At 32.8% G+C, this 23,705-nt stretch carries 24 protein-coding genes; 5 read left to right on the top strand and 19 right to left on the bottom strand.

Annotated elements, in window-relative coordinates; all coding sequences use genetic code 11:
* Positions 1-184: 184 nt before the first annotated feature.
* The 12 genes from MY490_RS08295 to MY490_RS08240 form a co-directional block, all read right to left on the bottom strand.
* Positions 185-1,696, bottom strand: a complete 1,512-nt coding sequence (locus MY490_RS08295) for an MDR family MFS transporter (protein ID WP_248268785.1) — start codon at positions 1,694-1,696, stop codon at positions 185-187.
* A gap of 95 nt (positions 1,697-1,791) precedes the next feature.
* Entirely contained in the window at positions 1,792-1,971 is a 180-nt protein-coding gene (locus tag MY490_RS08290; RefSeq protein WP_248268784.1) for a hypothetical protein, read from the bottom strand.
* A gap of 284 nt (positions 1,972-2,255) precedes the next feature.
* A complete protein-coding gene (locus MY490_RS08285) occupies positions 2,256-2,798 on the bottom strand; it encodes an MFS transporter (protein WP_248268783.1) in 543 nt (180 codons plus the stop codon).
* Positions 2,799-2,802: 4 nt separating this feature from the next.
* Positions 2,803-4,239: an FAD-binding oxidoreductase gene (locus tag MY490_RS08280; RefSeq protein ID WP_248268782.1), complete on the bottom strand. Its 1,437-nt coding sequence runs from the start codon at positions 4,237-4,239 to the stop codon at positions 2,803-2,805.
* A 108-nt stretch (positions 4,240-4,347) separates the two neighbouring features.
* Complete coding sequence (locus MY490_RS08275) at positions 4,348-5,763, bottom strand: PH domain-containing protein (RefSeq protein WP_248268781.1); 1,416 nt, start codon at positions 5,761-5,763, stop codon at positions 4,348-4,350.
* Positions 5,756-6,235, bottom strand: a complete 480-nt coding sequence (locus tag MY490_RS08270) for a PH domain-containing protein (protein WP_098232638.1) — start codon at positions 6,233-6,235, stop codon at positions 5,756-5,758. Before MY490_RS08270 ends, MY490_RS08275 begins: the two co-directional genes overlap by 8 nt.
* A gap of 224 nt (positions 6,236-6,459) precedes the next feature.
* Positions 6,460-7,245, bottom strand: coding sequence for a polysaccharide deacetylase family protein (locus MY490_RS08265; RefSeq protein WP_248268780.1), 786 nt, complete (start codon positions 7,243-7,245; stop codon positions 6,460-6,462).
* Positions 7,246-7,764: 519 nt separating this feature from the next.
* Positions 7,765-9,033 carry a peptidase gene (locus MY490_RS08260; RefSeq protein ID WP_248268779.1) on the bottom strand — a complete coding sequence of 423 codons (1,269 nt, stop codon included), beginning with the start codon at positions 9,031-9,033 and terminating at the stop codon, positions 7,765-7,767.
* 6 nt (positions 9,034-9,039) lie between these two features.
* Positions 9,040-9,687 (bottom strand): 3-oxoacid CoA-transferase subunit B, encoded by a 648-nt coding sequence (locus tag MY490_RS08255; protein ID WP_432707067.1) that lies wholly within the window; start codon positions 9,685-9,687, stop codon positions 9,040-9,042.
* Between the two features lie 11 nt (positions 9,688-9,698).
* Entirely contained in the window at positions 9,699-10,328 is a 630-nt protein-coding gene (locus tag MY490_RS08250) for a CoA transferase subunit A (RefSeq protein ID WP_248269341.1), read from the bottom strand.
* Positions 10,329-10,393: 65 nt separating this feature from the next.
* Positions 10,394-11,722 (bottom strand): aspartate aminotransferase family protein, encoded by a 1,329-nt coding sequence (locus tag MY490_RS08245; protein ID WP_248268778.1) that lies wholly within the window; start codon positions 11,720-11,722, stop codon positions 10,394-10,396.
* Positions 11,723-12,001: 279 nt separating this feature from the next.
* On the bottom strand, positions 12,002-12,853 hold the full coding sequence (locus MY490_RS08240) for an aldo/keto reductase (protein WP_248268777.1): 852 nt from the start codon (positions 12,851-12,853) through the stop codon (positions 12,002-12,004).
* A 452-nt stretch (positions 12,854-13,305) separates the two neighbouring features.
* Here MY490_RS08240 and MY490_RS08235 point away from each other — a divergent pair, with 452 nt between their 5' ends.
* Positions 13,306-14,205, top strand: coding sequence for an AraC family transcriptional regulator (locus MY490_RS08235; RefSeq protein WP_248268776.1), 900 nt, complete (start codon positions 13,306-13,308; stop codon positions 14,203-14,205).
* Positions 14,206-14,416: 211 nt separating this feature from the next.
* Here MY490_RS08235 and MY490_RS08230 read toward each other — a convergent pair whose 3' ends face one another.
* The gene (locus MY490_RS08230; protein ID WP_248268775.1) at positions 14,417-15,205 is read right to left on the bottom strand and encodes an SDR family NAD(P)-dependent oxidoreductase; all 789 of its coding nucleotides are present in this window, start codon (positions 15,203-15,205) and stop codon (positions 14,417-14,419) included.
* Between the two features lie 15 nt (positions 15,206-15,220).
* Positions 15,221-16,201, bottom strand: coding sequence for an MBL fold metallo-hydrolase (locus tag MY490_RS08225; protein ID WP_248268774.1), 981 nt, complete (start codon positions 16,199-16,201; stop codon positions 15,221-15,223).
* A 306-nt stretch (positions 16,202-16,507) separates the two neighbouring features.
* Between MY490_RS08225 and proC the strand changes: the two genes are divergently transcribed.
* The gene (proC, locus tag MY490_RS08220; protein ID WP_248268773.1) at positions 16,508-17,347 is read left to right on the top strand and encodes a pyrroline-5-carboxylate reductase; all 840 of its coding nucleotides are present in this window, start codon (positions 16,508-16,510) and stop codon (positions 17,345-17,347) included.
* Between the two features lie 78 nt (positions 17,348-17,425).
* Positions 17,426-17,677: a hypothetical protein gene (locus MY490_RS08215; RefSeq protein ID WP_248268772.1), complete on the top strand. Its 252-nt coding sequence runs from the start codon at positions 17,426-17,428 to the stop codon at positions 17,675-17,677.
* Positions 17,678-17,797: 120 nt separating this feature from the next.
* On the opposite strand, the gene cbpA is transcribed toward MY490_RS08215, so the two are convergent.
* From cbpA to rnz, 5 genes are all read right to left on the bottom strand, one after another.
* Positions 17,798-18,445: a cyclic di-AMP binding protein CbpA gene (gene cbpA, locus MY490_RS08210; RefSeq protein WP_248268771.1), complete on the bottom strand. Its 648-nt coding sequence runs from the start codon at positions 18,443-18,445 to the stop codon at positions 17,798-17,800.
* A 546-nt stretch (positions 18,446-18,991) separates the two neighbouring features.
* Positions 18,992-19,633, bottom strand: a complete 642-nt coding sequence (locus MY490_RS08205; protein WP_049819743.1) for a PspA/IM30 family protein — start codon at positions 19,631-19,633, stop codon at positions 18,992-18,994.
* Between the two features lie 15 nt (positions 19,634-19,648).
* On the bottom strand, positions 19,649-19,978 hold the full coding sequence (locus MY490_RS08200) for a lmo0954 family membrane protein (protein WP_248268770.1): 330 nt from the start codon (positions 19,976-19,978) through the stop codon (positions 19,649-19,651).
* A 158-nt stretch (positions 19,979-20,136) separates the two neighbouring features.
* Entirely contained in the window at positions 20,137-20,889 is a 753-nt protein-coding gene (locus tag MY490_RS08195; RefSeq protein WP_432707044.1) for a polysaccharide deacetylase family protein, read from the bottom strand.
* Between the two features lie 92 nt (positions 20,890-20,981).
* On the bottom strand, positions 20,982-21,908 hold the full coding sequence (rnz, locus tag MY490_RS08190) for a ribonuclease Z (protein WP_248268768.1): 927 nt from the start codon (positions 21,906-21,908) through the stop codon (positions 20,982-20,984).
* A gap of 147 nt (positions 21,909-22,055) precedes the next feature.
* Between rnz and MY490_RS08185 the strand changes: the two genes are divergently transcribed.
* On the top strand, positions 22,056-23,171 hold the full coding sequence (locus MY490_RS08185) for a BMP family lipoprotein (protein WP_248268767.1): 1,116 nt from the start codon (positions 22,056-22,058) through the stop codon (positions 23,169-23,171).
* A gap of 72 nt (positions 23,172-23,243) precedes the next feature.
* Positions 23,244-23,627, top strand: a complete 384-nt coding sequence (locus MY490_RS08180) for a hypothetical protein (protein ID WP_248268766.1) — start codon at positions 23,244-23,246, stop codon at positions 23,625-23,627.
* Positions 23,628-23,705 lie beyond the last annotated feature (78 nt).

Genomic DNA, 23,705 nt, shown 5'->3' with positions numbered 1-23,705 from the left:
TCCAATGTTTTTTTATATGCTAATTTTCTGCTATTGCAGTGATAATTCAACAAAAACCTTATTTTAACAATAAAAAAACAGACCAATTATTTGCTGATTGGTCTGCCATTTGACAATTTAATTTCTGATTTTATCTCACAAAGGAGAACCCGTTAGTCTAAAGGCCATTCTTTTTTATTTCTATTTATGACGCATTGCTCTTAGCCATTTCTTTATCTGATAAACGCTCGTTACCCATTAAGAAAATTGAAATCAACGCTAATCCTACAGGAACTAATGTCCAAAGGAATGTATGAGCAATTGAAGTTGAAAACACATCAGTAATTTTTGTCAGGATCGGTGCTGGAATCAATTTGGCAGCTTCAGGAGTAAAGGCTTGATTAATATTCGAAAAATCCTGTGGTGCGCCACTTTTTGCAAATGCATCAGCAATTTTATCAGTAAATACATTTCGTTGAATAACACCAAAAACAGTAATACCAACCGTCATTCCTAAAGCACGAAGGAATGCGTTAGTTGAACTCGCTGAACCACGATTTTCATTATCAAAATGATGCATCGCAGACATACCAAGTACTGAGAATGATGCCCCTACACCTAGGCCAACGATGACCATATAAATGATCACTTGGAATTTTGTCGTATCAGGAGTTAACGTACCTAGGCAAATAATACCTGCTAACAGAAGCACAACTGATCCGACCATAATATTACGATAACTAGTTTTATTCGCTAAAGCACCACCAAATGAAGCAGAAATACTAACACTTACCATCATTGGTAATAAGACTAAACCAGAATTTGTAGCTGTTCCCCCTTGAACAAACTGGATAAAGATCGGAATGTAAATTGTTGCAGCGATGAATGCCGCTCCATAAAATAATCCAACAAAGTTACTAGCAGCAAACAGACGATATTTAAACATACTAAACGAAATAATCGGTTCAGCTGCTTTACGTTCAATGAATAAAAAGATAATAAGGAAAACAGCAAAACCAGCAAATAATCCTAGAATTTGAACTGATTCCCAAGCGTATTCTTTTCCACCTAATTCAAGTGCAAACATTAAACAGACGATACTAATTACAAAAGTTGTTGCACCCCACCAGTCGATTTGTTGCTTTGTGTGGTTTTTTGACTCAATATAAAAATAACTAATTAGTCCAAGTGTTAAAAGTCCAAAAGGAATATTTATATAGAAAATATATCTCCAGTTAATATAATCTGTTATATAAGCACCAATTAATGGTCCAAGAACGCTTGATAATCCAAAAACGGCACCAAAAATACCACTCATTTTACCACGCTTTTCAACAGGAAACACATCCCAAATAATTGAAAAAGCAATTGGCATTAAAGCACTTCCGCCAATACCTTGGATTGCACGGTAAATACTTAGTTGAATAATAGAATTTGCTGTTCCACAAAGAATTGAACCTAAAATGAATAAAATAATTCCTAACATAAAAAATCTTTTTCTACCGTACATATCCGAAAGTTTACCGAAAATTGGCATCCCAGCCATTTCTGTAACTAAGTAAGCTGATGTTACCCAAACAAATTTATCATAGCCACCTAAATCTTTTAAAATTGTAGGCATCGCCGTAGAAACGATTGTGTTATCAAGGGAAGCGAAAAATATCCCAAGTAATAACGCAATCATAACAGGAACCAGTTTTGTTTCCCTTTTTTGCATAACTATCTCTCCTTTTACATTTCAAGCTAAAATATCATATCAATACTGTATACATGGTCTAACTTAAGTAACTGACTGACCAACAGTAGTTAAAATCAGTCTCTATTAATGTATAAAATAGCATTACTGAATAGACCTAAACCTATTCCAATTCCAAAACCAATAAATCCTCCTACGATTAAATGTGATGTAAAATAACCTACACCTAAACCAATCGTTAATCCTAAAATTACAAAAGCAGCATAAAAAATCCCTACAGCTTCCTCATGTCTCATAATATATAATCATTCCTTCCATACAATTTAACTTCACATAAAGTAATGAATGTCTCCATAAATACTTTAATTAATTTAAAGTTAATATAACATTGTTTCGTTACTTAAACAATATATAAATTTAAATTTATTATTTCATTTTTATTAATAACAGTATTTTATACTTAAACCATGGTATTCAATAACTTTATTGTATCAAAAGGAATATAACAACGTAAGTCACAAAAATAATCTACAAAAACAAAACATTGTTGCGTTATTTTGAATTTAAATAATAAACTTAATTACTTAGGAGCAGTCTGCCCCTTGCTGATTATCATTTTATAACAAAGCCCAAGTGCACTTATTAAGAAAAGCCAAGCCGCTAAATGAAACATAAATTGAATGTCAATTGATTCAAGTAAAGTTCCGACACCAATAATACAGATAGCTGTTACAAAAGAAGTCCAAAATAAGTAACTTCTATAAAAATCAGAAGAAGCGTTCATAAATAATTTCTTTTCAGCAATCTTGAATAACGCAGTAAATCCTCCAAATAAAACTTGCCCAATATAAACAATCTTTATATTATCAATCAAAGGCAGTGAAAAAAACAATAAACAACAAAATAATGAATGGAATATCATTAATAAAAATGGTGAAACCCGGTCAACGAATCGTCCACCAAAGTATACAACTACACTTAAACTTAATGAAAAAAGTCCATATAATAAACTAAATACGTCATACGCATCTCCAATATTCCTTAAGAATAGGACATAATATGGAAATACTAAAGAGCTACTAAATCCAATAATACTAAGTAATGCGATTAAAAAACGGTTCATAGGATTACTCCCCATAATTTTCATAAAAAGTATTCATAAATACACTATTTGGATCAAACTCTCTTTTCTTATTGAAAAAATCTTGCGCTTTTGGATATGCTGATACCATTTGTTGCTTAGACTGATATGGATAATAAGGTAAATAATAAGTTCCTCTATGCTCCAAAGTTAAATCAGTCCACTTTTGAATTACTTCTTTTGCATATCGAACAGAATCATTATCCTTTCCATGTTGAATTAAAACAACGAAAGCAAACATATCATCTTTCGCATAATTCATGACTGTTTCATCATCTTTTTCAACGTATCGAATCGTAATATTTAATATATTTAAATTTTCATATTGTAAATATTCTCTAACATCATCAATATAACGAACAAATTCATTTACAGGTACAAAAAATTCCTGTAAAACTTGTGTATCTTGACGGTCATCGAATTCCATAAACTTACTTTCAGAACGCATGACATTATTACGAGTTTCATAGTTCCCGTTTAGGGAGTGAATAAAACGATATTGAAAGTCCCAAAATAGATTTTTACCAATGTCCGAAGTTCTGGACATACCTAGTGCAAACTTCGGTAAAAAAGCGGAATGATCTTCCTTCAGCTCTTGATCTGAATCGGTCATTTTACGGGATGTTGCCATATAATTAATTGCATAAACCTTATCTAAAAAGCTATCTGGTGCTACAGAAATCCTAGCAATATGCATTCTTGCATTTGGGTTTTCTAAAACGTTCTTGTTAAAATAATTTGGATACTTCTTATAGTCCATCGTTTTTGTTTCTACTCGATATAATTCATTATTTGTTAGTTGAAACTCCACTTCTAAGATAATTCCAAACAATCCATATCCACCTAATACATACGGGAATAATTCTTTATTCTCTGTGCGGCTTACTTTAATTACCTTCCCTTCTGGTGTTAATAATGTAAACCAATTAACAGTACTAGCTAATGAGTGATTCCGAATGTCACGACCATGTGCGTTCACACTTAATGAACCACCTACTGAGAATATCTCTTGTGACTGAGTTACCTTTAAGGCAAGATGATAAGGATTAATCGCTTTTTGTATATCTCCCCATGTTGCACCACTTTGAACAATAACTGTCTTTTGAACAGGATCCACTTTTTCAACCTTATTAAATGTTTTTAAATCAATCACCACACCATCTTTATAATATGTATGACCCCCTTGACTATGTCGCTCGCCTGCAATTGAAACTGTCTTCCCTTGTTTTTTTGCTTCAATTACAATTTTCTTTAATTGATCTATTTCCTTTCCTTTGACAATACGATCAATTTTAGTAGGAAGAAGATGGCCAACATCATCAATCACTCCACGCTTTAATGGTGCAGGTTTATTCCACAACGTATGTAAAACTGTGACAAACACGGTTACGAGGAGTATTCCTACAAATATTCTTTTCCCCAAGTTCTTTTCCTCCTAATAGAAAAAATATATTTAAGCGTTAAAAAAAGACATGCTTACACGAATGTATACACGTCTTCTCTTAACGATCTGTGCTTGTTCAATATGGTATTAACTAAACCAACCAACCATTCGATTTACGTCTTTTTCATCTAAATGTCTTACCTGATAAGTACGACCAAATTGGCTTGATAGAATCGTAATATAAATAGATTTTAGTTTCACTCTTTTTTGAAGGAAACTTTGTTCACCGATCAATACTTGTATTCGCTCTTTTGGTAAAATCGCAGTTGTTCTTGAGAAATAACCAGACTGAATGATCACAGTTCGATCTAATAATGTAAAGCCTGCATTTCTAAATCCTAATTCCCCAATAAATAGACCAATTAAAACAATCCCATAAGCCCAAAAATGAACAAATGGAAGTAATATAATTCCACTTGCTATTAGAAAAAAAGTAATAATCATTCTTGAATAATACGTTTTTCTAGCTCTTTTTGGTGCTCGGTTTGATATTTCATCATAATTAATAGAAGGAATAAAATTTTTTAGGAATAAGTGGACATCCTTTGTTTTAATAAATGGATGTAGAACATGTCTACCTTGTTCCTGCTTATCCCCCATTCCAACAGCTTCGACGTAGACTGTAGAATAGCCAAATAATTGACGAATGATCCCTTCTTTTATAACTACTCCTTGAATTCGTTTTAACGATACCGTAAATTCATTTTTTTCGAATAACCCTCTAGTAATAATAATTCGATCATCACTTCTTTGGACAGTAAAGTTAGCAAATTTCAATATATAGCGAATGGTTGAAAAAATTAGGGAAAGTAATAAACTACCTAAAAATACAATAAAAAACATCATGTAAGTGAATGTTTGTATTTGATTATATATTGCCACATAAATACTATGTGGAAGTAAATCCTCGATTTGTGAAAATAATGATGCTAACACGGCAAAAGCTATTCCAACTTCAAAGGAAGTGATTCCAGCTAAAAAAAGTTTTCTTGTTTCAATTGTTAAACTTATATCTACTAAAGGTACTGCTTGTACACTATTTTCCTCAGCTACAACCAAACCTACTTTTTTCTTTTTAGAGTTTAATACTTCATTTTTTAATGAAAGTGCCACTTCCTTAGGTATTGCATTTAATATACCTTCAGCTTTTTTCCCACCAGCTGTTTCAATTCGTACGCTCACCACATTAAAAAGCTGTTGAATAAATCCAGCATTAATTGAAAAAGACTGAATACGTTCTTTTTGAATAAATGTATTTTCGATAACAAATAATCCCGAACGAATTCTAAATTCATCTTCAGTTATATAGTAGGTAAATCGATACCATTTTATGATTGCTGAAGCAACTGGAAAAACAATCAGAACAGCAGCAAATAAATATTGAAACATTGACCCTTTACCACCTGAAACTAAAAGTATAATAAGTGGTATAAGTACGTTTTTAATTTGCTCTAAAAATACGGTAAGTATATAAGCTGGATGTTGTCTTTTTGGCTCATACATCGTCATCACTTATCCTTGCTAAGTAGATAATTTTATCTCTAAGCTTTTCTGCGACATGGTGTTCTAAGCCTTCAATTTCATGTGTGGTGGCAGCCGTGGAAATATTCACTGTAGATAAACCGTATCGACGCAGTAGTGGTCCTACTTCTGTCGTAACGTGTTGAACTCTGACCATAGGAATAACAATTCGTTTAATAACAAATATTCCTTTTTGAATTTCTAACTCATTTTCATAAATCTCATATGCGGTATATTTCAATTTAAGTGTAGGTAAAAATAAAGTTAAAAAAATAATTAACGCTATAACGACACCTATAATAATCATTAAAATAAAAAAGGGAAGTGAAAAATATCTCATAAGAAAATAATAGATAATTGGTAAAGCAACTAAAGAGATACTGCTAAGTAGCGATGTAATTCTCCATACTGACCTCATTTTAGGTGATGGTCTTTGTGATGGATTTGCTCTCATTTAATCACCTTTTCTATCTCGTTAATCTATCACTTACTATATCATACCATGAGACAAACTATTCACAAACCTCCTATTTATCGACAAAGTTAAAAAAAAGGTAATTTTCCCCATGATTGATGAAAAAATAATCTTTTAACTAAGCTAATATCTTTAAGCTGATTAATCAATAAAAAAGGTTACTCATAGAGTCTAACGTACAAAGACTTATGAGTAACCCTATTTCAATCGTAATAAATAGTCTCAGATTCTCTAAAATTTACAATTACCTTAGCCTGTCCTTCTACAATCTTAGCAAATTCATCCATCGTAGTGTCATACTTAATATAGATTCTAGGTAAAAGATAGACTTCATTCTTTGTACCCTTTTCTAGATAATATTTCGGATCTGTCGCTACTGCAAATTTATAGTACTTTTTTGTTTCCTCAATTACTTTATCATTATGATAACCATAAGGATAAGAGAGAGCTATCACAGGTTTTCCAGTGATTGATTGGATCTTATCTTTGGAATCTTTCAACTCATGCTTATAATCATCTATCTTCCTTAAATGTGGATGGGTTGCGGTGTGTGATTGGATTGAAAACATCCCTGTATCAGACATCTTTTTTAAATCCGTGCTAGAAAGACGATCCGGCCATCCAATATAGTCGGATATCGCAAAGATAGTTGCTCTTGGTGTAAACGTATCCGATTTCAATTTTTGAAAGATTTTTAACACATTTAAGTTGTTTTTATAACCGTCATCAATTGTAATAAATACAGGTTTCTTTACGTTATTACGCTCTCCCCATTGTTCAAAAGTTAAAGGCGAAAAACCGTGATCACGTAAATAGATCATTTGCTTTTCAAAATTCTCTGGAGAGACAAACAAGTCTCTTACTCCGTGTCCAGTAAACTCATCAATGGAATGATAAATTAAAATTGGAATTTTGTCTGCAGCATGTGTTTTTTCTGGCAGTTGTATCCACAAAAATAGACATAGAAAAAATAAAGTTATCTTTCGCATATAAATCCTCCCTTTATCTTTTTACTATTTAGTGTTCCAATTTCCATTTTAACTATCATTATTTCTAGTAATTTTAAATAAACAATGATCATTAACTTTTCTATTCATAAATGAAGGCCCGTTACTCATCATGTAGTAACGGACCTTTCTATTTAATGGTTCATTTTAGAGGGGGCTTGTTTTTCCATAAGCATTCCTTAAAGAAAATATTTCGCTGCATTTTACCGATAACTATTATCATTATCACCATCAATAATGTTTTCAGAGTATTAAATCAAAATTAAAGAACCTTAGTATTTAAGCTAAGGCTCTTCTAGATCGATGATAGAGCTTTACTCCCTTTTCGACCATTCTTTTTGAAGAAGAGATTGTTTAATCAGATCATCCTCTTCAATCCAAATGTCTCTGTTTCGTCGATTTTTTACATTTTATTTAGTATAAAAGCTCAAATTATTTCCGCGAAAATATTTTGGAACTTTGTTTGAATTTGTGTTCTACTTATTTTGATAAAATACTTCATTATTCATCTACTCCACACCAATCTAATAAAGTGTAGGCAATTACCTCCGCACAACGAAATAATTCATCTAGATCAATGTATTCATTTGGATAATGCGCAACCTTCGTTTCCCCTGGTCCAAACACAATAGTAGGTATTTGTTTTATTTGTGAAAATAATCCGCCATCCGTACCCCATGGAGAGGCTTCAATAATCGGTTCATTTTTGTAAACAGATTGAAATGATTTCTTCAGAGATTCCATAAATGGATGCCCAAGATCAATACTACCTGGTAACCATCTTGCTCCAAAAAATTCAACCTCAACCGGATTTTCGATAAACCAATCATCAATTAATGAGAGTGTTTTAAGCCACCTCGTAATTTCAAGTTTAGCTTCTTCGATTGTTTCATTCGGTGAAACACCTAGTCTTCCCTCAAGAGTAACTAAATCTGAAACAGAGGAGGGCCAAGTACCCCCATTTATTTTTCCGATATTAATTGGAATTGGAATTGGCACATTTTTGTATAGTGGATCATCTAGTAATCTTGTATTTCGAACTTTTTCTAATTGATTTATATGATTAATAACCATTATACTTTTTTCAATGGCACTAACACCTTCATACCTCGTTCCACCGTGAGCAACTTTACCTTTTACTTTTATTCGAAACCAAACACTGCCTTGCTGTTTCGGAAATATTTTCATTTTAGTTGGTTCGGGAATAAGGACAGCATCTGCTTTGTATCCTCGTAATATTGTTGCTAGCGTACCTGCTCCTCCGCTTTCTTCCTCAATAACACTTTCAAAATAGATGTCGCCTTTAAGATGAATATTACATTTTTTAATCGCTTCAATTGCAAATAATGCAGCAACATTTCCTCCCTTCATATCTGTGGTTCCTCTACCATATAAGTGATTTTCTACGAGAGCACCACTAAACGGATGGAGATCCCAACTACTTATTTCACCTTCAGGAACAACGTCAATATGTCCATTTAATATAATCGATCTACCATTTCCTGTGCCCTTTAAAATTGCAACGATATTCGGACTGTCTTCAAATGAAGTTCGTTCTGAAATAAAATAGGGAGATTTTGTTAATTCTTCAATTGACGGCTCAAAGCGATCAATCACTAATCCAAGATTCTGTAAATAATCTGAGACGATTTTTTGTGCAGTAGCTTCATTTCCTGAAACACTTTTTTCACGAACAAGATTCTGAAGTAATTCAATTGCCCTGTTCTTATTCTTAAGAATGTAATCATTTATTTTAGCTTTCAAATCCAATCTTGATCACTCCCAACGATGAACAATAACATTTGGTTTCACAAATAATGGAGCACCAGTTTTCTCAATCACATCGCTGACTACATATGGAGACATTACCTCAATTAACCAAAGCTCTCCACTTTCTTTTTTAACTTCAATTACGGCCATTTCAGTAATGATTAAATCTACGCAATTTGGAGATGTAAGAGGAAGTGTACATTCAGAGACTATTTTAGGGTCACCATTTTTATTAGTATGGTTCATTAAAACAATTACTTTTTTTGATTTTTGAGCTAAGTCCATTGCTCCCCCAATTCCTGGCACCCTTTTACCAGGAACAATCCAATTTGCTAAATCGCCATTTTTACTGACTTCGAGAGCACCTAGTACTGTTAAATCTAATAAACCTTTTCGAATAATCGCAAAGGCTATGCTACTATCAAAATAACTCGAACCTGGAATTAATGTTACAGGTAAACCTGCAGCATTACATAAATTTTCGTCTTCTTCACCTTTTTGTGGAGTAGGCCCTAAACCTAACACGCCATTTTCTGCATGGAACATTACTTGGCAATCATCCGGTAAGTAATTTGGGATCAGTGAAGGAATTCCAATCCCTAGATTCACAATCATACCGCTCTTTACTTCTTTTGCTGCACGTTTTGCCATCATTTCCCTTGGATTTATTTTTCCCAAACCCACTTCCAATTCACCCCTTCCGATTGAACGATGTGGTTAACGAAAGCGCCAGGTACAATAATTTCTTCAGGTTCTAATGCTCCTAAAGGAACAATTTCTTCAACTTCCGCAATTGTGATTTTTCCAGCCATTGCTACATAAGGATTCGTATTGCGAGCACTTTTATCAAATACTAAATTTCCAAAAGGGTCTGCTTTCTTCGCATATACAATTGAAACATCTGAAATGAGAGGAGTTTCAACTAAATACTCTTTCCCAAATACATTTACTCTCTGTTTATCAACATCTATTACACTATCAATCCCAATATCCACTAAAACGCCACCTAATCCAACTCCACCCGCTCGTATCCGTTCAATAAATGTACCTTGAGGACTGAACTCTATTTCTAACTCACCATCTGTCATTTGCTTTCCAGCATTCGGATTTGATCCAATATGCGTTGTAATCATTTTTTTGACCCTTTTAGCCGTCACTAATTGACCGATTCCAACATCAGGAAACCCCGTATCATTTCCAATTAGAGTAAGATCTTTTACACCTTTCTCTAAAATACTCCTTATTAATGTTGGTGGGTTACCGATTCCTCCAAACCCACCGAACATCAACACCATATCATCTTTAAAATAAAGCAAAGCTTCTTCAATACGAATGATTTTCCCGAAAGTATTTATTGCCATTATTTGATCTCCTTTGCTTCTTGATTTAGCTCATTAAATACTTCCTTCAATAAAGTTAGTAGCTCATTTACTTGCGCATCAGTAATGACTAAAGGTGGAGAAAGCAAGAAACTATTTTCAGATCTTCCATATGGGCCACTAACAGATGGATACAGTAATAGTCCATGATTTTTTGCAATTTCAATTACACGATTTGTTACACTTTTACAAATAAAGAAATCTTCATTTATTTCTATACCGATCAGTAGTCCTTCTCCCCTGACATCGAATAGAAAAGGATACTCTTTCTGCCATTCTTTTAGTTTTAATTTAATCTTTTCACCTTGTATTTTAGAATTTTGTACTAATCCATTTTTTTCAACATAGTTTAAAACGGCTAAAGCTATACTTGCAGAAAGAGGATTCGCACTAAACGTATGTCCACTCATAACACGTCGACTGCCTTCTAATATTGGCTGCATTACACGATCACTTGCGATTGCTACAGCAATTGGCGTATAACCAGCCGCCAATCCCTTACCGAGGACTAATAAATCGGGCACACAATTCCAATGGTTCATTCCGAACATTTCCCCAGTTCTACCTATTCCCGTCATTACTTCGTCCGCAATAAGTAGCACATCGTGTTTATCACAAATTTCTTTAATTTTTTCATAATATCCATTTGGAGGAGTTAACGCACCTCCTGCCGCACCAACAATAGGTTCAGCTATAAAGGCTGCTACATTCTCAGAACCTAGTTTTTGAATTGTACGATCGAGTGCAGTTGCACAAAGTAAACCACAATTTTTAGGTTCTAATTCAAATGGGCACCTTTTGCAATACGGCGCTTCAACCATTGGATAATCCTCAAGTAAACTAGTAAAACGTTTCCTCCTTAAAGGATGCCCTGACATAGACAAGGATCCGATGGTGATACCATGGTAGCTCATGCTCCTTGATATAATCTTCGTTTTCGTATGAATACCTCTTTCTTGAAAATGCTGTATTGCCATTTTCATAGCCGTTTCAGTTGCTTCAGTACCACTATTAACAAAAAAACTCCAGTTTAAATCTCCAGGTGCTAGCTGAGCTATTTTTTCAGCTAATTGTTCTGTCGCCTCACTCGTAAACTGTGATCTATAAACAAACGCCACTTTAGAGGCCTGTTTTACCATTTCATCAATTATTTCCTTAACACCATGACCAATACTTGCAGCAACTGCACCCGAAGAACCATCAATATATTTCTTTCCTTGCTTGTCCCATAGGTAGATAGTTTCTCCTCGATCAATTGTTGGATAGCTTTCACCTACTAGCGGTTTTATTAAATAATCTCTTTTAGTCATACTACCCCACCATCTTTCACTTAGATCTCATTACTATATATATAGTTGAAATCGCATGAAGTTAGACTAATGAAAAAACATTAGGGTTTACAGGAAGTGTATAGACGAAAAATTGGAAATAATAACGAGGCGCAAAAACAGGTTAGCATGTCATTAAATAAAAAAAGTGCTGCCTCATAAATTGTTAAAATAGAAAAACAGCCAGTTAAGTTAACTGGCTGTTTTTGAAATGAATATGTAACTATATTTCACAAATAATAAAACAAGATTTAGTAACATTTAAATATCAAGTTTACGTGTACCTATCCACTTCACCATTTCAGGATCTCTATGTGAAAAGAATAAACTCTCTTTCATATCTAACTTGGCAATTTGGTCCATATCCTCTTGGCTTAAATCAAAGTCAAAGATATTGAAGTTTTCGATGATTCTTTCCTTTCGTACCGACTTCGGAATCGCAATAACTCCTCTTTGTGTTAACCATCGTAAGACAATCTGTGCAACGGATTTATTGTGCTTTTTTGCAATTGAAACTAAAACTTCATTTTCAAACATGTTATTTTTCCCTTCAGCAAATGGTCCCCAAGACTCTATCTGAACATTGTTCTCTACCATGAATTTAGCGTTATCTATTTGTTGGTTGAAAACATGTGTTTCAACTTGGTTAACCGCAGGCACAACTTCATTATGAATAATTAAATCAATCAAGCGATCTGGATGGAAGTTACTTACTCCAATAGCCTTGATTTTTCCTTCACTATACAATTCCTCCATAGCGCGCCAAGAACCGTGCACATCACCAAATGGCTGATGAATTAAATATAAGTCCAAATAATCCAATTGTAGCCTTTCCAGTGATTTAGAGAATGCCTTCTTTGTGCTCTCATAACCAGTATCCTGAACCCAAAGTTTTGTTGTAATAAACAGCTCTTCTCTAGGTACTCCACTTCGTTTGATTGCTCTGCCGACCGCTTCTTCATTTAGATAAGAAGCTGCTGTATCAATCAAACGGTAACCTGCCATAATCGCGTCATAAACAGCTTGTTCACATTCATTTTCATCTTGAATTTGAAAAACTCCAAATCCTAAAATAGGCATTTCGACACCATTGTTTAAAATTACTTTTTGCATATAAATTCCTCCTGTTTCCTAATTAATTGGATTAAATTACTTATTTAAATTAAATATAGTTTCTTTATTCAAGATGATGTAAGAGCTAAAAAGCGAATATCCCTTTCAAACATTATTGTTCTATACTTGAGAGCTCACGATTCTTTCTAAATGAAAAACCCCCATAATTAGACCAAATCCAGGGAAAACAAAAACAATTACCCACTTTAACACCAACAGAGTTAGCTTAACTGCGATGTCGTTTATCTAAGATGATATGTTTTGTTTTAAAGATTTAATTTTCAATTTATGCAATGGGTATATTTTTTTGTATTCTTATTATGCAATAAATGAATGGGATACCGTTATCCAATTCTTATCAAATGATTGCATAATCCTCTAAAAGCCACTTATGTAACAGTACAAAATGTATTAAAATAAAAATAGAAATGATAGGTATCCAGGAGGTTTTTATGTCTGAACAATTCAATAAACATAACACTGAACTTATTCAACATATAGAGAGTCATATAAAACAGGATGGATCTCATCAAACTGCAATTCCTAATTTAGTTTTCTCTCGATATTCTAATGTTACTGGACCAAATTATGGGGTTTACAGGCCATCACTGTGTATTATCGTTCAAGGTAAAAAAGAAGTAGTATTGGCACAAGAGCATTATGTATACAGTCCAACCAATTACCTAATTGCTTCTGTTAACCTACCAATTACCGGAATAGTCACGGAAGCTTCTATAGAAAATCCATATTTAGCACTTAAACTTGAATTTACCCCCAAACAAATCTTGGAAGTATTAAATGATTCTGAACTTACTTTTCATAAAAATAATACTAAAAGAGGCATGTATGTTAGCAAAATAGAGTTATCTTTATTAGATGCGGTAACTAGATTAACTCGATTGCTTGATACGCCAAAAGATATACCTGTACTCGCGCCTCTTATTACGAAGGAAATCATTTATAGACTTTTGCAAGGACAGCAAGGAATAACTCTTGGGCAAATAGCTGTAGAAGGTAGTTCCACTAGTCAAATCAGTGACGTTGTTGACCATATAATGAATAACTATAACCAGTCTTTTCGAATTGAAGACCTTGCAGAAATTGCAAATATGAGTGTTTCTTCGCTACATAGACACTTTAAGGATTTAACAGCAATGAGCCCTATTCAATACCAAAAACAACTGAGATTACAAGAAGCTCGTCGCATATTATTATCAGAGTCAACAGATGCAATAGAGGCAGCTATCCGTGTAGGCTACGAGAGCCCATCTCAATTTAGTCGCGAGTATTCTCGTTTGTTTGGTCTACCACCGAAAGAAGATATTAATCGCTTAAAAGCGACATATTTATAAAAAAGTGCATTACTCCATTTAAGGAATAATGCACTTCTTTTTTATTTACTCAGGAAAATTCAAGGGAAAAGTTAAGTTTTTGAAGAAATACATTTAAATTATCCTGTCAATTAGTTGAATAATAAAAACAAACCTAAATAAAAAAAGAGCTTCGAGAAGATTCCTCTCTTAGCTCTCTTTTCTATATAAGCTGTCTCTTTTACAACTTCTATTATTTTTTATTTCCGAATTTCATCATTAAATAATAACTTACTTTAGGGAATACTGAATAAACTTTTGCTCCAACTCCCATCCATGAAGGTAGATCGATTTCATGAACATTTTTTCCTATTAAAGAAATAACTTTCGAAGCAACTTTTTCAGGGTCTAACATCATTTTCCGAACAGATTTTGCGTATGATCCTGACTCGTCTGCTATATCAAAAAATGGTGTATCCATGGGACCTGGATTTATATTCGTAATATAGATACCGTCTTTTTCAACTTCTTGTCTCAATGCATTACTGAATCCTAGTACTGCATGCTTAGAACCTGCATATGCTGCAGCCTTCGAAGTTGCAATCTTACCAGCTAAAGAAGCAATATTAATAATATGTCCCTTCCCTTTTAGCTTCATAGACGTTAGGGCAAGCTTTGAACAAATCATGACCCCAAATACATTGACATCAAACATTTGCTTCATATCTTGAAGTGACATTTGTTCAACTGTTTGAAATAGACCATACCCTGCATTATTTATTAATACATCGATTCCATCAAATTGCTCTTCGATTTGATGAAATGCATCGTATACTGCATTTTCATCTGTTACATCTACAACAAAATAATGACATTTAACTGGAAAATCTTCTTGTATTTTTGCCTTTAAGTTTTTTAGCTCTGTTTCTCTTCTAGCAATTAAGACGATATTAGCGCCTTGTTTTGCTGCAGTTAAAGCTAAATCTTTCCCAAGACCACTCGAAGCACCTGTTATTACTACCGTTTGGTTACTTAACCTCAAAAATTCCCACCTCTATTATTGACTGACTGAATGCTCATTCGTTTTATACTCAAGTATACCATCATTTCGTTCATATAAACTAATAAAACCTAAGTTTTCCAGGTAGTCTAATTGACCAATTGTTTCAGATAAAGTAAGTGAAAGTTGTTTTTGATACACCTTTGGAAATAACATTTGGCAAACTTCATATGCAGTTAACGGTTGTTTTTTTATCATTTCATATACTTTTTCAGCTCTAGTCTTTTGTTTTTCTAATCTACTTTTTACTAATCCTTTAATATCTGTAACTGGGTCACCATGTCCAGTATATAATTTTTTAATCGGAAGTTCTGCTATTCTTTGTAAAGAATGATTGTATTGTAGTAATGGCTTTACACGTTCGGTTTCACCATTTAATGGAGGCTCAATGATTGGGTTTGACGAAACCTTATCTAATAATAAATCTCCTCCGAATGCAATGCCATCATCCTCACTAATTAAAGAAATGTGAGAAGTTGCATGGCCAGGTGTGTACAATACTTTCAATCCAAATATACTATCAATTTGATCGCCTTCATCTATCGTATGAGTTAAAGAACGGATACTAGTATATGGCATTTTCTCTGTTGTACGTGGCATTCTATGAACATATTCTTGTGGTACACCGTATAATAGTGCATTTTCGATAAAGTACTCATTATAGTAATTTAGGAATGATTGTTCCTGAGTTAAATACGGAATATTTCGTTCATGGCCTAAAATCTTCACATCCTCATTGAACTCTTCTAATAATCCTGCATGGTCTGGATGATGATGAGTTAAAATAACTTGTTCAATATCTTCTAATTTATACCCTATTTTATCTAATTCACCTTTAAGTGCATCTAATGTATCTGGAGTATTCGTTCCTGTATCAATTAAAGTCAATAAATCTCCTTCAACTAAAAAAACATTTACTGTATTCATTGCATAAGGTACCGGGAGTGTAATTTGGTGAATCTTATCTTCAGGGATCATGTTAATTCCTCCTTATCTGAATCTTCTTACAGTTAATTCTAATATACATTTAAAAAAATACAAACAAAGATGATGATAATTTTACATTAATGTAATATGAGAATCTAGAAACACGGAAAAAAGATACTAGTCGTTACAAGTATAAACAATATCCCAATTACTTCTTTTCTGCTTTAGATTTAACTTCAACTAAAAATTATTTAAAAATATTTTTGAAAAATTATATAAAAGTAATATGTCAACAAGGAATATACCACTTATTTCTCTAATATAAATATCTATTACAATAGTGGTGAGGTGAATGTAATGTTTCTAGGAAAAGTTGCGTTTATTGGTGCAGGTAGTATCGCAGAAGCATTAATTGCAGGATTAATTGATAGTGGGTATATTGAGAGTGATCAAATTGCGATCACTAATAGGGAGGATTTAGAGCGTTTAGATAGTTTACATACAAAATATGGTGTATTAGCTACTACTAATCGTCAGCTAGCAATCTCAGGTTCAAGTGTAGTTTTTTTAGCGATGAAACCTAAAGATGTTACAATCGCTCTTGATCAAATTAAAAGTTTTTTCAATGAAAAACAATTAATTATTTCCTTAGTAGCAGGTGTTAAAATCAGTACAATTAAACAGTTACTTGGAAATGAAAATCTGGATATTGTTCGTGCAATGCCAACTACGTCTTCACTCGTTAGAAAATCTGCTACAGCACTTGCTTATCCAGATGAAGTTCCTTTTGAAAAAGTGCAAATAGCAAAAAGATTATTTGAGCGTGTCGGTATTGTTGCTAAAGTCGAAGAAGACGAATTACATGCAATGACTGGATTATTTGGTAGTGGTCCAGCTTATATATATTATGTCATCGAACAATTTGAACGAGCTGCAATGGCACTAGGGATCCATCGAGATATTGCCAAGCCATTTATTCAACAAACTTTAATGGGTTCGATTTCAATGCTTCAAGAAACGAATAAATCTCCATTGACATTGAGGAAGAAAGTTACAAGCCCAAATGGCACTACTCAAGCTGGAATATCTGTTCTTGAAGACCGTGAAGTTGCTAATTCATTTTTAAATTGCTTTATTGAAGCAACTGTTCGATCACGTGAGATCCAAGAGGAATATGAAAAAATTAATAAAATTTAATCAGCTTGTCATGACTCTCTTCTTTAGGTAATAAAATGATACAGGTAACTGTGTTGTCCTAAGGGGGAGAGTTTTCTGATGAAAATAACAAACAGTAGAGTATTACGAGCAAGTATTAAGCGTATTCTCATCACAATTGCTTTAATCGTTACACTAGTTTTAATTGTTGGCTTTCTAACAATCAGTTATGTTGTTGGTAATACAATGGTAGAAGCAAAAGGCAAACCACTGAACTACCCTCAAAAAGTATCAACTCTCCTACTATTAAAATTCGATTCATTAAAGAAAAATAAAGAATCAAATCATGAAGTACATAAAAAGCTAAATTAAGGGTTTAACTAATTCCAAGCCTATAAAACTAGCCACAAAATTTACAAATCATATTAAAATTAAGATTAATAAATAAAAGAGCAAGGGACTGTAAAATGATTCCTTTGCTCTTCTTTTTAATCATTTTTGAGTAGCATGACTTGTTGAAACTTCTTCATGCATAATATGAAACTCTTTTTTAATAATATCTTTTTTCAACTTAATATAATCGTCTTCACTAATAGTTGGTGGTAGCGTAATTAAAATTCTTCGATAAACTGAATCACTATCTAATGTAATACAGCTCTTCAAATTAGAATATTTATTTACAAGCTTAGCTAATCTTGCTAAGGCACCTTCATGTTCCATCGTACTTACAGTTAATGAATAACCCCCGTCCTTCATTCCCCACGCTTCTTCTAATAATTCTAAAACTGTTTTATGCGTTAAAATTCCTACAAATTCATTAAGATCATTTACTACTGCTAAATATGGAAAACGTTTAATCGTAAAGAATACTTTGAAAAATGGTGAATCCTCCTGTATTGGTGGACATTCTTTACGTACAAAATCATTTACTGTCTTACCTTGCAAAGAATCGTTATCTACTAAATACTCAGCTAAATCAACACGATAAAGATTTCCAACATACTCTTTATCATTTTCACTTAAAACTGGAATACATCGATATTTTGTTTTCTTTAAAAGATCCCATGCAAACTGCGCTTCAGTTGAAACCATACAATGAACTACATCATGTTTTTTTACGATATTACCTTTAATTCTCAATAATAACCCTACTTTCAAAATTTATTTTACTAATCATTCTTATTTTTTCTCTCTTAAAAACACATATACAAATATAAAAACTCCATCAAGTTGCATGATTTGATTAAAAGCACCGTTAACCTAAATAGATTCGCTTCAAGCCCCTCATCCCAAAGATTGTAACTATAAAAACCTCCTTATACGCTCCTAAATGTAGGATCTTTTGTTGTTTAATTATGTGGTAACTTACGGATCTTACGTTAATTAATAACAATGTCTTTTAAACGCTCTCGAAGCCTTTCATAATTAATTCGCCCTTTCTCAAAATGTACCTTTTTTGTTTCATAAACTAATTCAAAATTTTCAAATAATTTTACAATACTATTTAAAGTCAACATCATATCTATATTTTTAAAAGAGAAATTTATTCCAAAATAATCAAAAAAAAGACAAAAAATTGGGTGAGGTACTTAAAGTGCTTTTCCCCTAATTTACTTCCTCATAACAGGTACATGAGGAACTTAAATAAAAAAAAGAAGAGATAGGTGATCTCTTCTTCTCGAAAACTTATGCTTCTTGCTTTACTTTATTTGTCAGTTCTTTTTTTAATAAATCAATTTTGTAATCAAATGATTGAAGATCAAATTCTGAACGAACTCTTAGCTCTAAATCACGAATTTGTTTTTCAAAGTAGTTGAAGTCAATTGATGGCATTTTACTATTAAGTAAATGGTGCGTTTCATTTATTTTTTTTGTCGCGTGAGCCATGTTTTGACGAGACATTAAGTCATATTTTTTCGTATGAAGCTCTTTTAACTTTTTTTCAATTTGATTAACTTGCTCATGCATAAAGCTAATTTCTTCTTCTGTTTTAGCGATTAATGTAACAAATTTTTCAGCTTGTTCTTTATAAAAAGCTAGGTCTTCAGTTGCACGTTTGATTAAATCTTCTGCACCAGCTTCATTTGCAACCTTTAATTGCTCTTCACGTTTTTGCACCATTTGAAGTGCTCCTTCACGTTCGACCTGGAATTTCGTACGTAATGAGTAATGTCTTTCAAGTAATCCTCTTACTTTTCCTAATTCACTTTCAGATTGTTTAATGAAGTAATTTAATTGTGAGATCGGATTTTGTTGTTCTTTCTCATCTAGTAAGCCATGTAAATCAGCTGAGATTTGATTTTTAATACGAGTAAATAAGTTTTTCATAGTCATACACTCCTCTTATTTTATAGGGTTGAAATTTTCATCATAAATATTAAATTCATCATCTTTAAGTTTTTTTTGATTTTTATAATCTTTATATAGGTAATAAAGCAAAATTGCTGCTGCTGCACCTATTAAAGAAGGAAGACCACTTATTGCAATCGATAATCCGATTAATCCAATAATTGTCCAGATGATTTTCATTAATATCGAATCTGTTTTTATAAACTTTTTAAAACTGAAATATGTGATTACTAACCCAAGTGCTAAAGTAATCAAGCCACCTAAATTCGATAAAGCAACTCCAATTAATATTAGTACGAGGATAAAAGTTAAGAACTTCTTCATGACCTCGTCGCCTCCTTTCAACTTATACTCTTATCTTATACAAGTTTTTATGTCGGAATAATGGCCTGAGGAATGGTTTTATATCAGACTTAAGAAGTAGAAGAGCAAGACAAACAAAAAACCAGATCAATTTGAATAATCCATTGATCTGGTTTTGACTAAAAATTAGGAAGTTTAACTCCTGCTTTTAATTGTAATAATTGTGATACCGTTACAAACTGATAGCCTTGCTTTTGAAGAGCTGGTAAGATTTGTTTCAGTGCCTCGATAGTTTGACTACGGTCCCCTCCGTGATCATGAAAAAGAACAATATCTCCTTTTCTAGTATCTTTTAATACATTTGATACGATTTTATATACTCCAGGATTTTGCCAATCAAATGTATCTTGATGCCAGGACCACATAACGGTTAAATAGCCAAGATCATGCACAGTATTTATCGAACGCTCACTATAGTAACCAAATGGTGGTCTAAATAAAACTGGTTCGACATGTGTTGCAGCTATAATTGCATCATGAGTTTTATGTAATTGATCTCTTATTTGTTCATCAGATAAATACTGAAGTCTAGCATGCGTATATGTATGATTTGCAACTTCATGCCCTTCTTTTATTTCTCTCATTACAACTTCAGGAAATTTTGCAACTCTCTCACCGACTAAAAAAAATGTTGCCTTCGCATTATACTTCTTTAATAAATCTAAAACTTCTGGGGTATATTCATCATTCGGCCCATCATCAAATGTAATTGCTATTACTTTCTCTTTTACAGGTACCTCCCAAATAGCAGTACCTTGCTTTTCGTAGTAATATCGATTTTTACTCTCAGCTGATGCATTAATAGAACTGTAAACAATAAATTGGAAACTAAAAATAAATAAAAGGATAACTTTTAACTGTTTCAAAGCCATGACCTTCCTTTTACACAGAATATATATATCATGTCTCTAAACTATTCTTTTATGTACACTTCTCTTAAAAGCTCTGCATCTTAACTGAAAATTTAATCGTTTCTTGTGATTTCGTATTCATCAAAATCATTTGCTATATATGTATGGTCAAAGATTTCACGTGCTTCATCTACTAATTTTTTTGAAGCTTCCCCTTGATATCTTGCACTTATATGCGTTAAATAAAGAGTTTTAATTCCTTCACATTTAGCAACATTTGCAATTTGCGTACTTGTTGTATGGAAATAATCATATGCATGAGTTGTTTCATCGTCTGCAAAGGTTGATTCATGAACTAATACATCCATACCTCTTGCAAGCAAATTACTTTTATCAGTTATACGAGTATCCCCTGCTATTGCTATGCGTCGACCTTTTTTTGAAGGTCCAATAAAATCCTTACCATTTAAAATTCTTCCATCCTCTAACGTTACTGTTTTCCCTTCTTTTAGGAATTTATAAACTGGCCCTGGTTTTACACCAATTTTCTTTAATTCCTCTACGTTCAATTCCCCAGGTAAATCCTTTTCAATAATTTGATAACCAAATGATTGAATTCCATGTTCAAGTTCTACTGCTTGAACAATAAATTGGTCATCTTCAAAAACGATACCTTCAGAAGTTTCAACATAATGAATCGGATATTTCAAATAAGTACCACTAATTTTGAAGCTAGTCTCTACATAATCCTTTAACCCTTTAGGTCCATAAATTGTTAATAAATCTTCTCCACCTAAGAAAGTTCTACTGCTTAATAATCCAGGCAATCCAAAGATATGATCGCCATGGCAATGAGTAATAAAAATTTTCTCTATTCGTCGTGGCCGAATTGACGTATGTAAAATTTGGTGTTGTGTTGCTTCACCACAATCGAAAAGCCAAGTCGCACCTCTTTCCTCTAAAAGTTGTAATGCAATACTTGTTACATTCCTACCTTTTGATGGCATTCCTGCTCCCGTTCCTAAAAATACAAGCTTCACGTTAATGCCTCCATCTTAATCATTTCTAATTGTTACAGTACCACTTGTATATTAAATTGCCAACACTTTAAAGAATGATTTATGAATTGATTGGGAAATTTACACAATAGAGCTTAGTTTTTTAAATATATTATATGGAGGAAAACAATGCGAAGACGTTTTTTCCAAATCGCCACTGTCTCACTAATTGCTAGCCTTACTTTAACTAGTTGTACTAATCGAAATAATAATATAAGTGCATCGGAGAAAGAAACAGAAAATGATTTTAAAATTGGAATTGTTATGGGTAAAACTGAAATTCACGATAAAGGATTTAACCAAGCAGTTTGGGATGGAATAATAAAAACTGGAAAGAAACATGGTTGGAAGGAAAATAAAAATTATGTAAAAACTGATGCCCCAACAGACAAAGCAGCAAAAAAAGAATTAATGAAATATTCAAAGAAAAAATATGATTTAACATTTGGAATAGGCTATTCATTTCAAAAAGCCATCTCTGAAGTTGCGAGTAAAGAAAAAAAATCTGACTTTGTCATAATTGATGGGATTGTTGAAAAACCAAATGTCGTAAGCGTTACCTATCGTGAAGAGCAATCTGCATTCCTCGCTGGTATTGCAGCAGCAATGAACACTAAAACGCATAAGATTGGATTTATCGGTGGTACAAAAGATCCATTTATAAAAAGGTTTGAATACGGATTTAAAGCAGGTGTTATGTCCGTCGATCCAAAAATTAAAGTATTGACCGAATTTGCAAATTCATACGATAAACCTGCAGAGGGAAGTAAATTAGCAAAGTCCCTATACAATGATAAAGGTGTAGATATAATTTTCCAAGTAGCAGGAAAAACAGGCTTAGGTGTATTTACTGAAGCTAAAAAATTAAAGAAAAATGGTAAAAAGGTTTGGGTAATTGGTGTTGACCGAGATCAATATAAACAAGGATTACCAGAAAATGTCACCCTAACCTCTGCTATTAAACGAATTGATAAAGGCGTAGATGAGGTAATATCAAAGAAATTAAAAGGGAACTTTCAAGGTGGACGCATTTTGAGATGGGGCATAAAAGAAAATGGCGTTGACCTTGCAAAAACAGATAAGAATTTAAATAAAGACACTAAAGAACAAGTTGATTTATATAAAGCAAATATAAGAACAGGACATATCGAAGTACCAGAAACAAAAAAAGATTTTGATAACTTCTCTCCTACAAAGCCTGAAAAAGCTGAAATTAAAAAGAAAAAAGTAAAAATTGGTAAATAAAAAAATCTTGTCCAATTATATGAATATTCTGCATATAGTATAGTACCAACAAAAAAAGTTAGGTGTGATACTATGTCAATCCGAGATTTCATATTACTCTTCTACTGTTTTATCATCTTTTTATCGGTACCAATTGGGTATAGGTATGCTTCAAAGAAAACAAAAGAAACTGGACAATTTTTACAGTATTTAGTAGTATCGCTTGCCATTGTTTTAGCAGACGGAATCCTTTCTATTTTAGTTTGGTCACTATTTACATCACAAATGGATACTTTCATGTATATAGGTGGATTACTTACTGGTATGATTTTCACATCAATCTGTGGTCTATTACTACTATCTGTTTTACTTTTAAGAAGAAAATATTTTTTAAACGCATTTGTTGATCTAAACACTCATAGAACCGGAACGAATCCACCACCTGGTGATCAATCAACCAATGATTTAAAGAAATAGAGCGCTCATGTTCTATTTCTTTTTTACTTAGAACAGTTTTTCCCTAAAAAATTTCGTAATTCGAAGCTAATAAATTGA

The organism is Gottfriedia acidiceleris (genome assembly GCF_023115465.1).
Classification (GTDB): Bacteria; Bacillota; Bacilli; order Bacillales; family Bacillaceae_G; genus Gottfriedia; species Gottfriedia acidiceleris_B.
This window is presented reverse-complemented; position numbering and strand designations above follow the sequence as displayed.

Excerpts from the sequence above, each read along its gene's own strand:
- MY490_RS08195 (WP_432707044.1), bottom strand. The coding sequence starts at position 20,889 with ATGGCTTTGAAACAGTTAAAAGTTATCCTTTTATTTATTTTTAGTTTC.
- MY490_RS08235 (WP_248268776.1), top strand. The coding sequence starts at position 13,306 with ATGTCTGAACAATTCAATAAACATAACACTGAACTTATTCAACATATA.
- proC (WP_248268773.1), top strand. The coding sequence starts at position 16,508 with ATGTTTCTAGGAAAAGTTGCGTTTATTGGTGCAGGTAGTATCGCAGAA.
- MY490_RS08245 (WP_248268778.1), bottom strand. The coding sequence starts at position 11,722 with ATGACTAAAAGAGATTATTTAATAAAACCGCTAGTAGGTGAAAGCTAT.
- MY490_RS08255 (WP_432707067.1), bottom strand. The coding sequence starts at position 9,687 with ATGATGGCAAAACGTGCAGCAAAAGAAGTAAAGAGCGGTATGATTGTG.
- MY490_RS08205 (WP_049819743.1), bottom strand. The coding sequence starts at position 19,633 with ATGAAAAACTTATTTACTCGTATTAAAAATCAAATCTCAGCTGATTTA.
- MY490_RS08240 (WP_248268777.1), bottom strand. The coding sequence starts at position 12,853 with ATGCAAAAAGTAATTTTAAACAATGGTGTCGAAATGCCTATTTTAGGA.
- MY490_RS08185 (WP_248268767.1), top strand. The coding sequence starts at position 22,056 with ATGCGAAGACGTTTTTTCCAAATCGCCACTGTCTCACTAATTGCTAGC.
- MY490_RS08265 (WP_248268780.1), bottom strand. The coding sequence starts at position 7,245 with ATGCGAAAGATAACTTTATTTTTTCTATGTCTATTTTTGTGGATACAA.
- MY490_RS08250 (WP_248269341.1), bottom strand. The coding sequence starts at position 10,328 with ATGGTGTTGATGTTCGGTGGGTTTGGAGGAATCGGTAACCCACCAACA.
- MY490_RS08275 (WP_248268781.1), bottom strand. The coding sequence starts at position 5,763 with ATGTATGAGCCAAAAAGACAACATCCAGCTTATATACTTACCGTATTT.
- MY490_RS08295 (WP_248268785.1), bottom strand. The coding sequence starts at position 1,696 with ATGCAAAAAAGGGAAACAAAACTGGTTCCTGTTATGATTGCGTTATTA.
- MY490_RS08200 (WP_248268770.1), bottom strand. The coding sequence starts at position 19,978 with ATGAAGAAGTTCTTAACTTTTATCCTCGTACTAATATTAATTGGAGTT.
- MY490_RS08285 (WP_248268783.1), bottom strand. The coding sequence starts at position 2,798 with ATGAACCGTTTTTTAATCGCATTACTTAGTATTATTGGATTTAGTAGC.
- MY490_RS08290 (WP_248268784.1), bottom strand. The coding sequence starts at position 1,971 with ATGAGACATGAGGAAGCTGTAGGGATTTTTTATGCTGCTTTTGTAATT.
- MY490_RS08180 (WP_248268766.1), top strand. The coding sequence starts at position 23,244 with ATGTCAATCCGAGATTTCATATTACTCTTCTACTGTTTTATCATCTTT.
- MY490_RS08270 (WP_098232638.1), bottom strand. The coding sequence starts at position 6,235 with ATGAGAGCAAATCCATCACAAAGACCATCACCTAAAATGAGGTCAGTA.
- MY490_RS08215 (WP_248268772.1), top strand. The coding sequence starts at position 17,426 with ATGAAAATAACAAACAGTAGAGTATTACGAGCAAGTATTAAGCGTATT.
- MY490_RS08225 (WP_248268774.1), bottom strand. The coding sequence starts at position 16,201 with ATGATCCCTGAAGATAAGATTCACCAAATTACACTCCCGGTACCTTAT.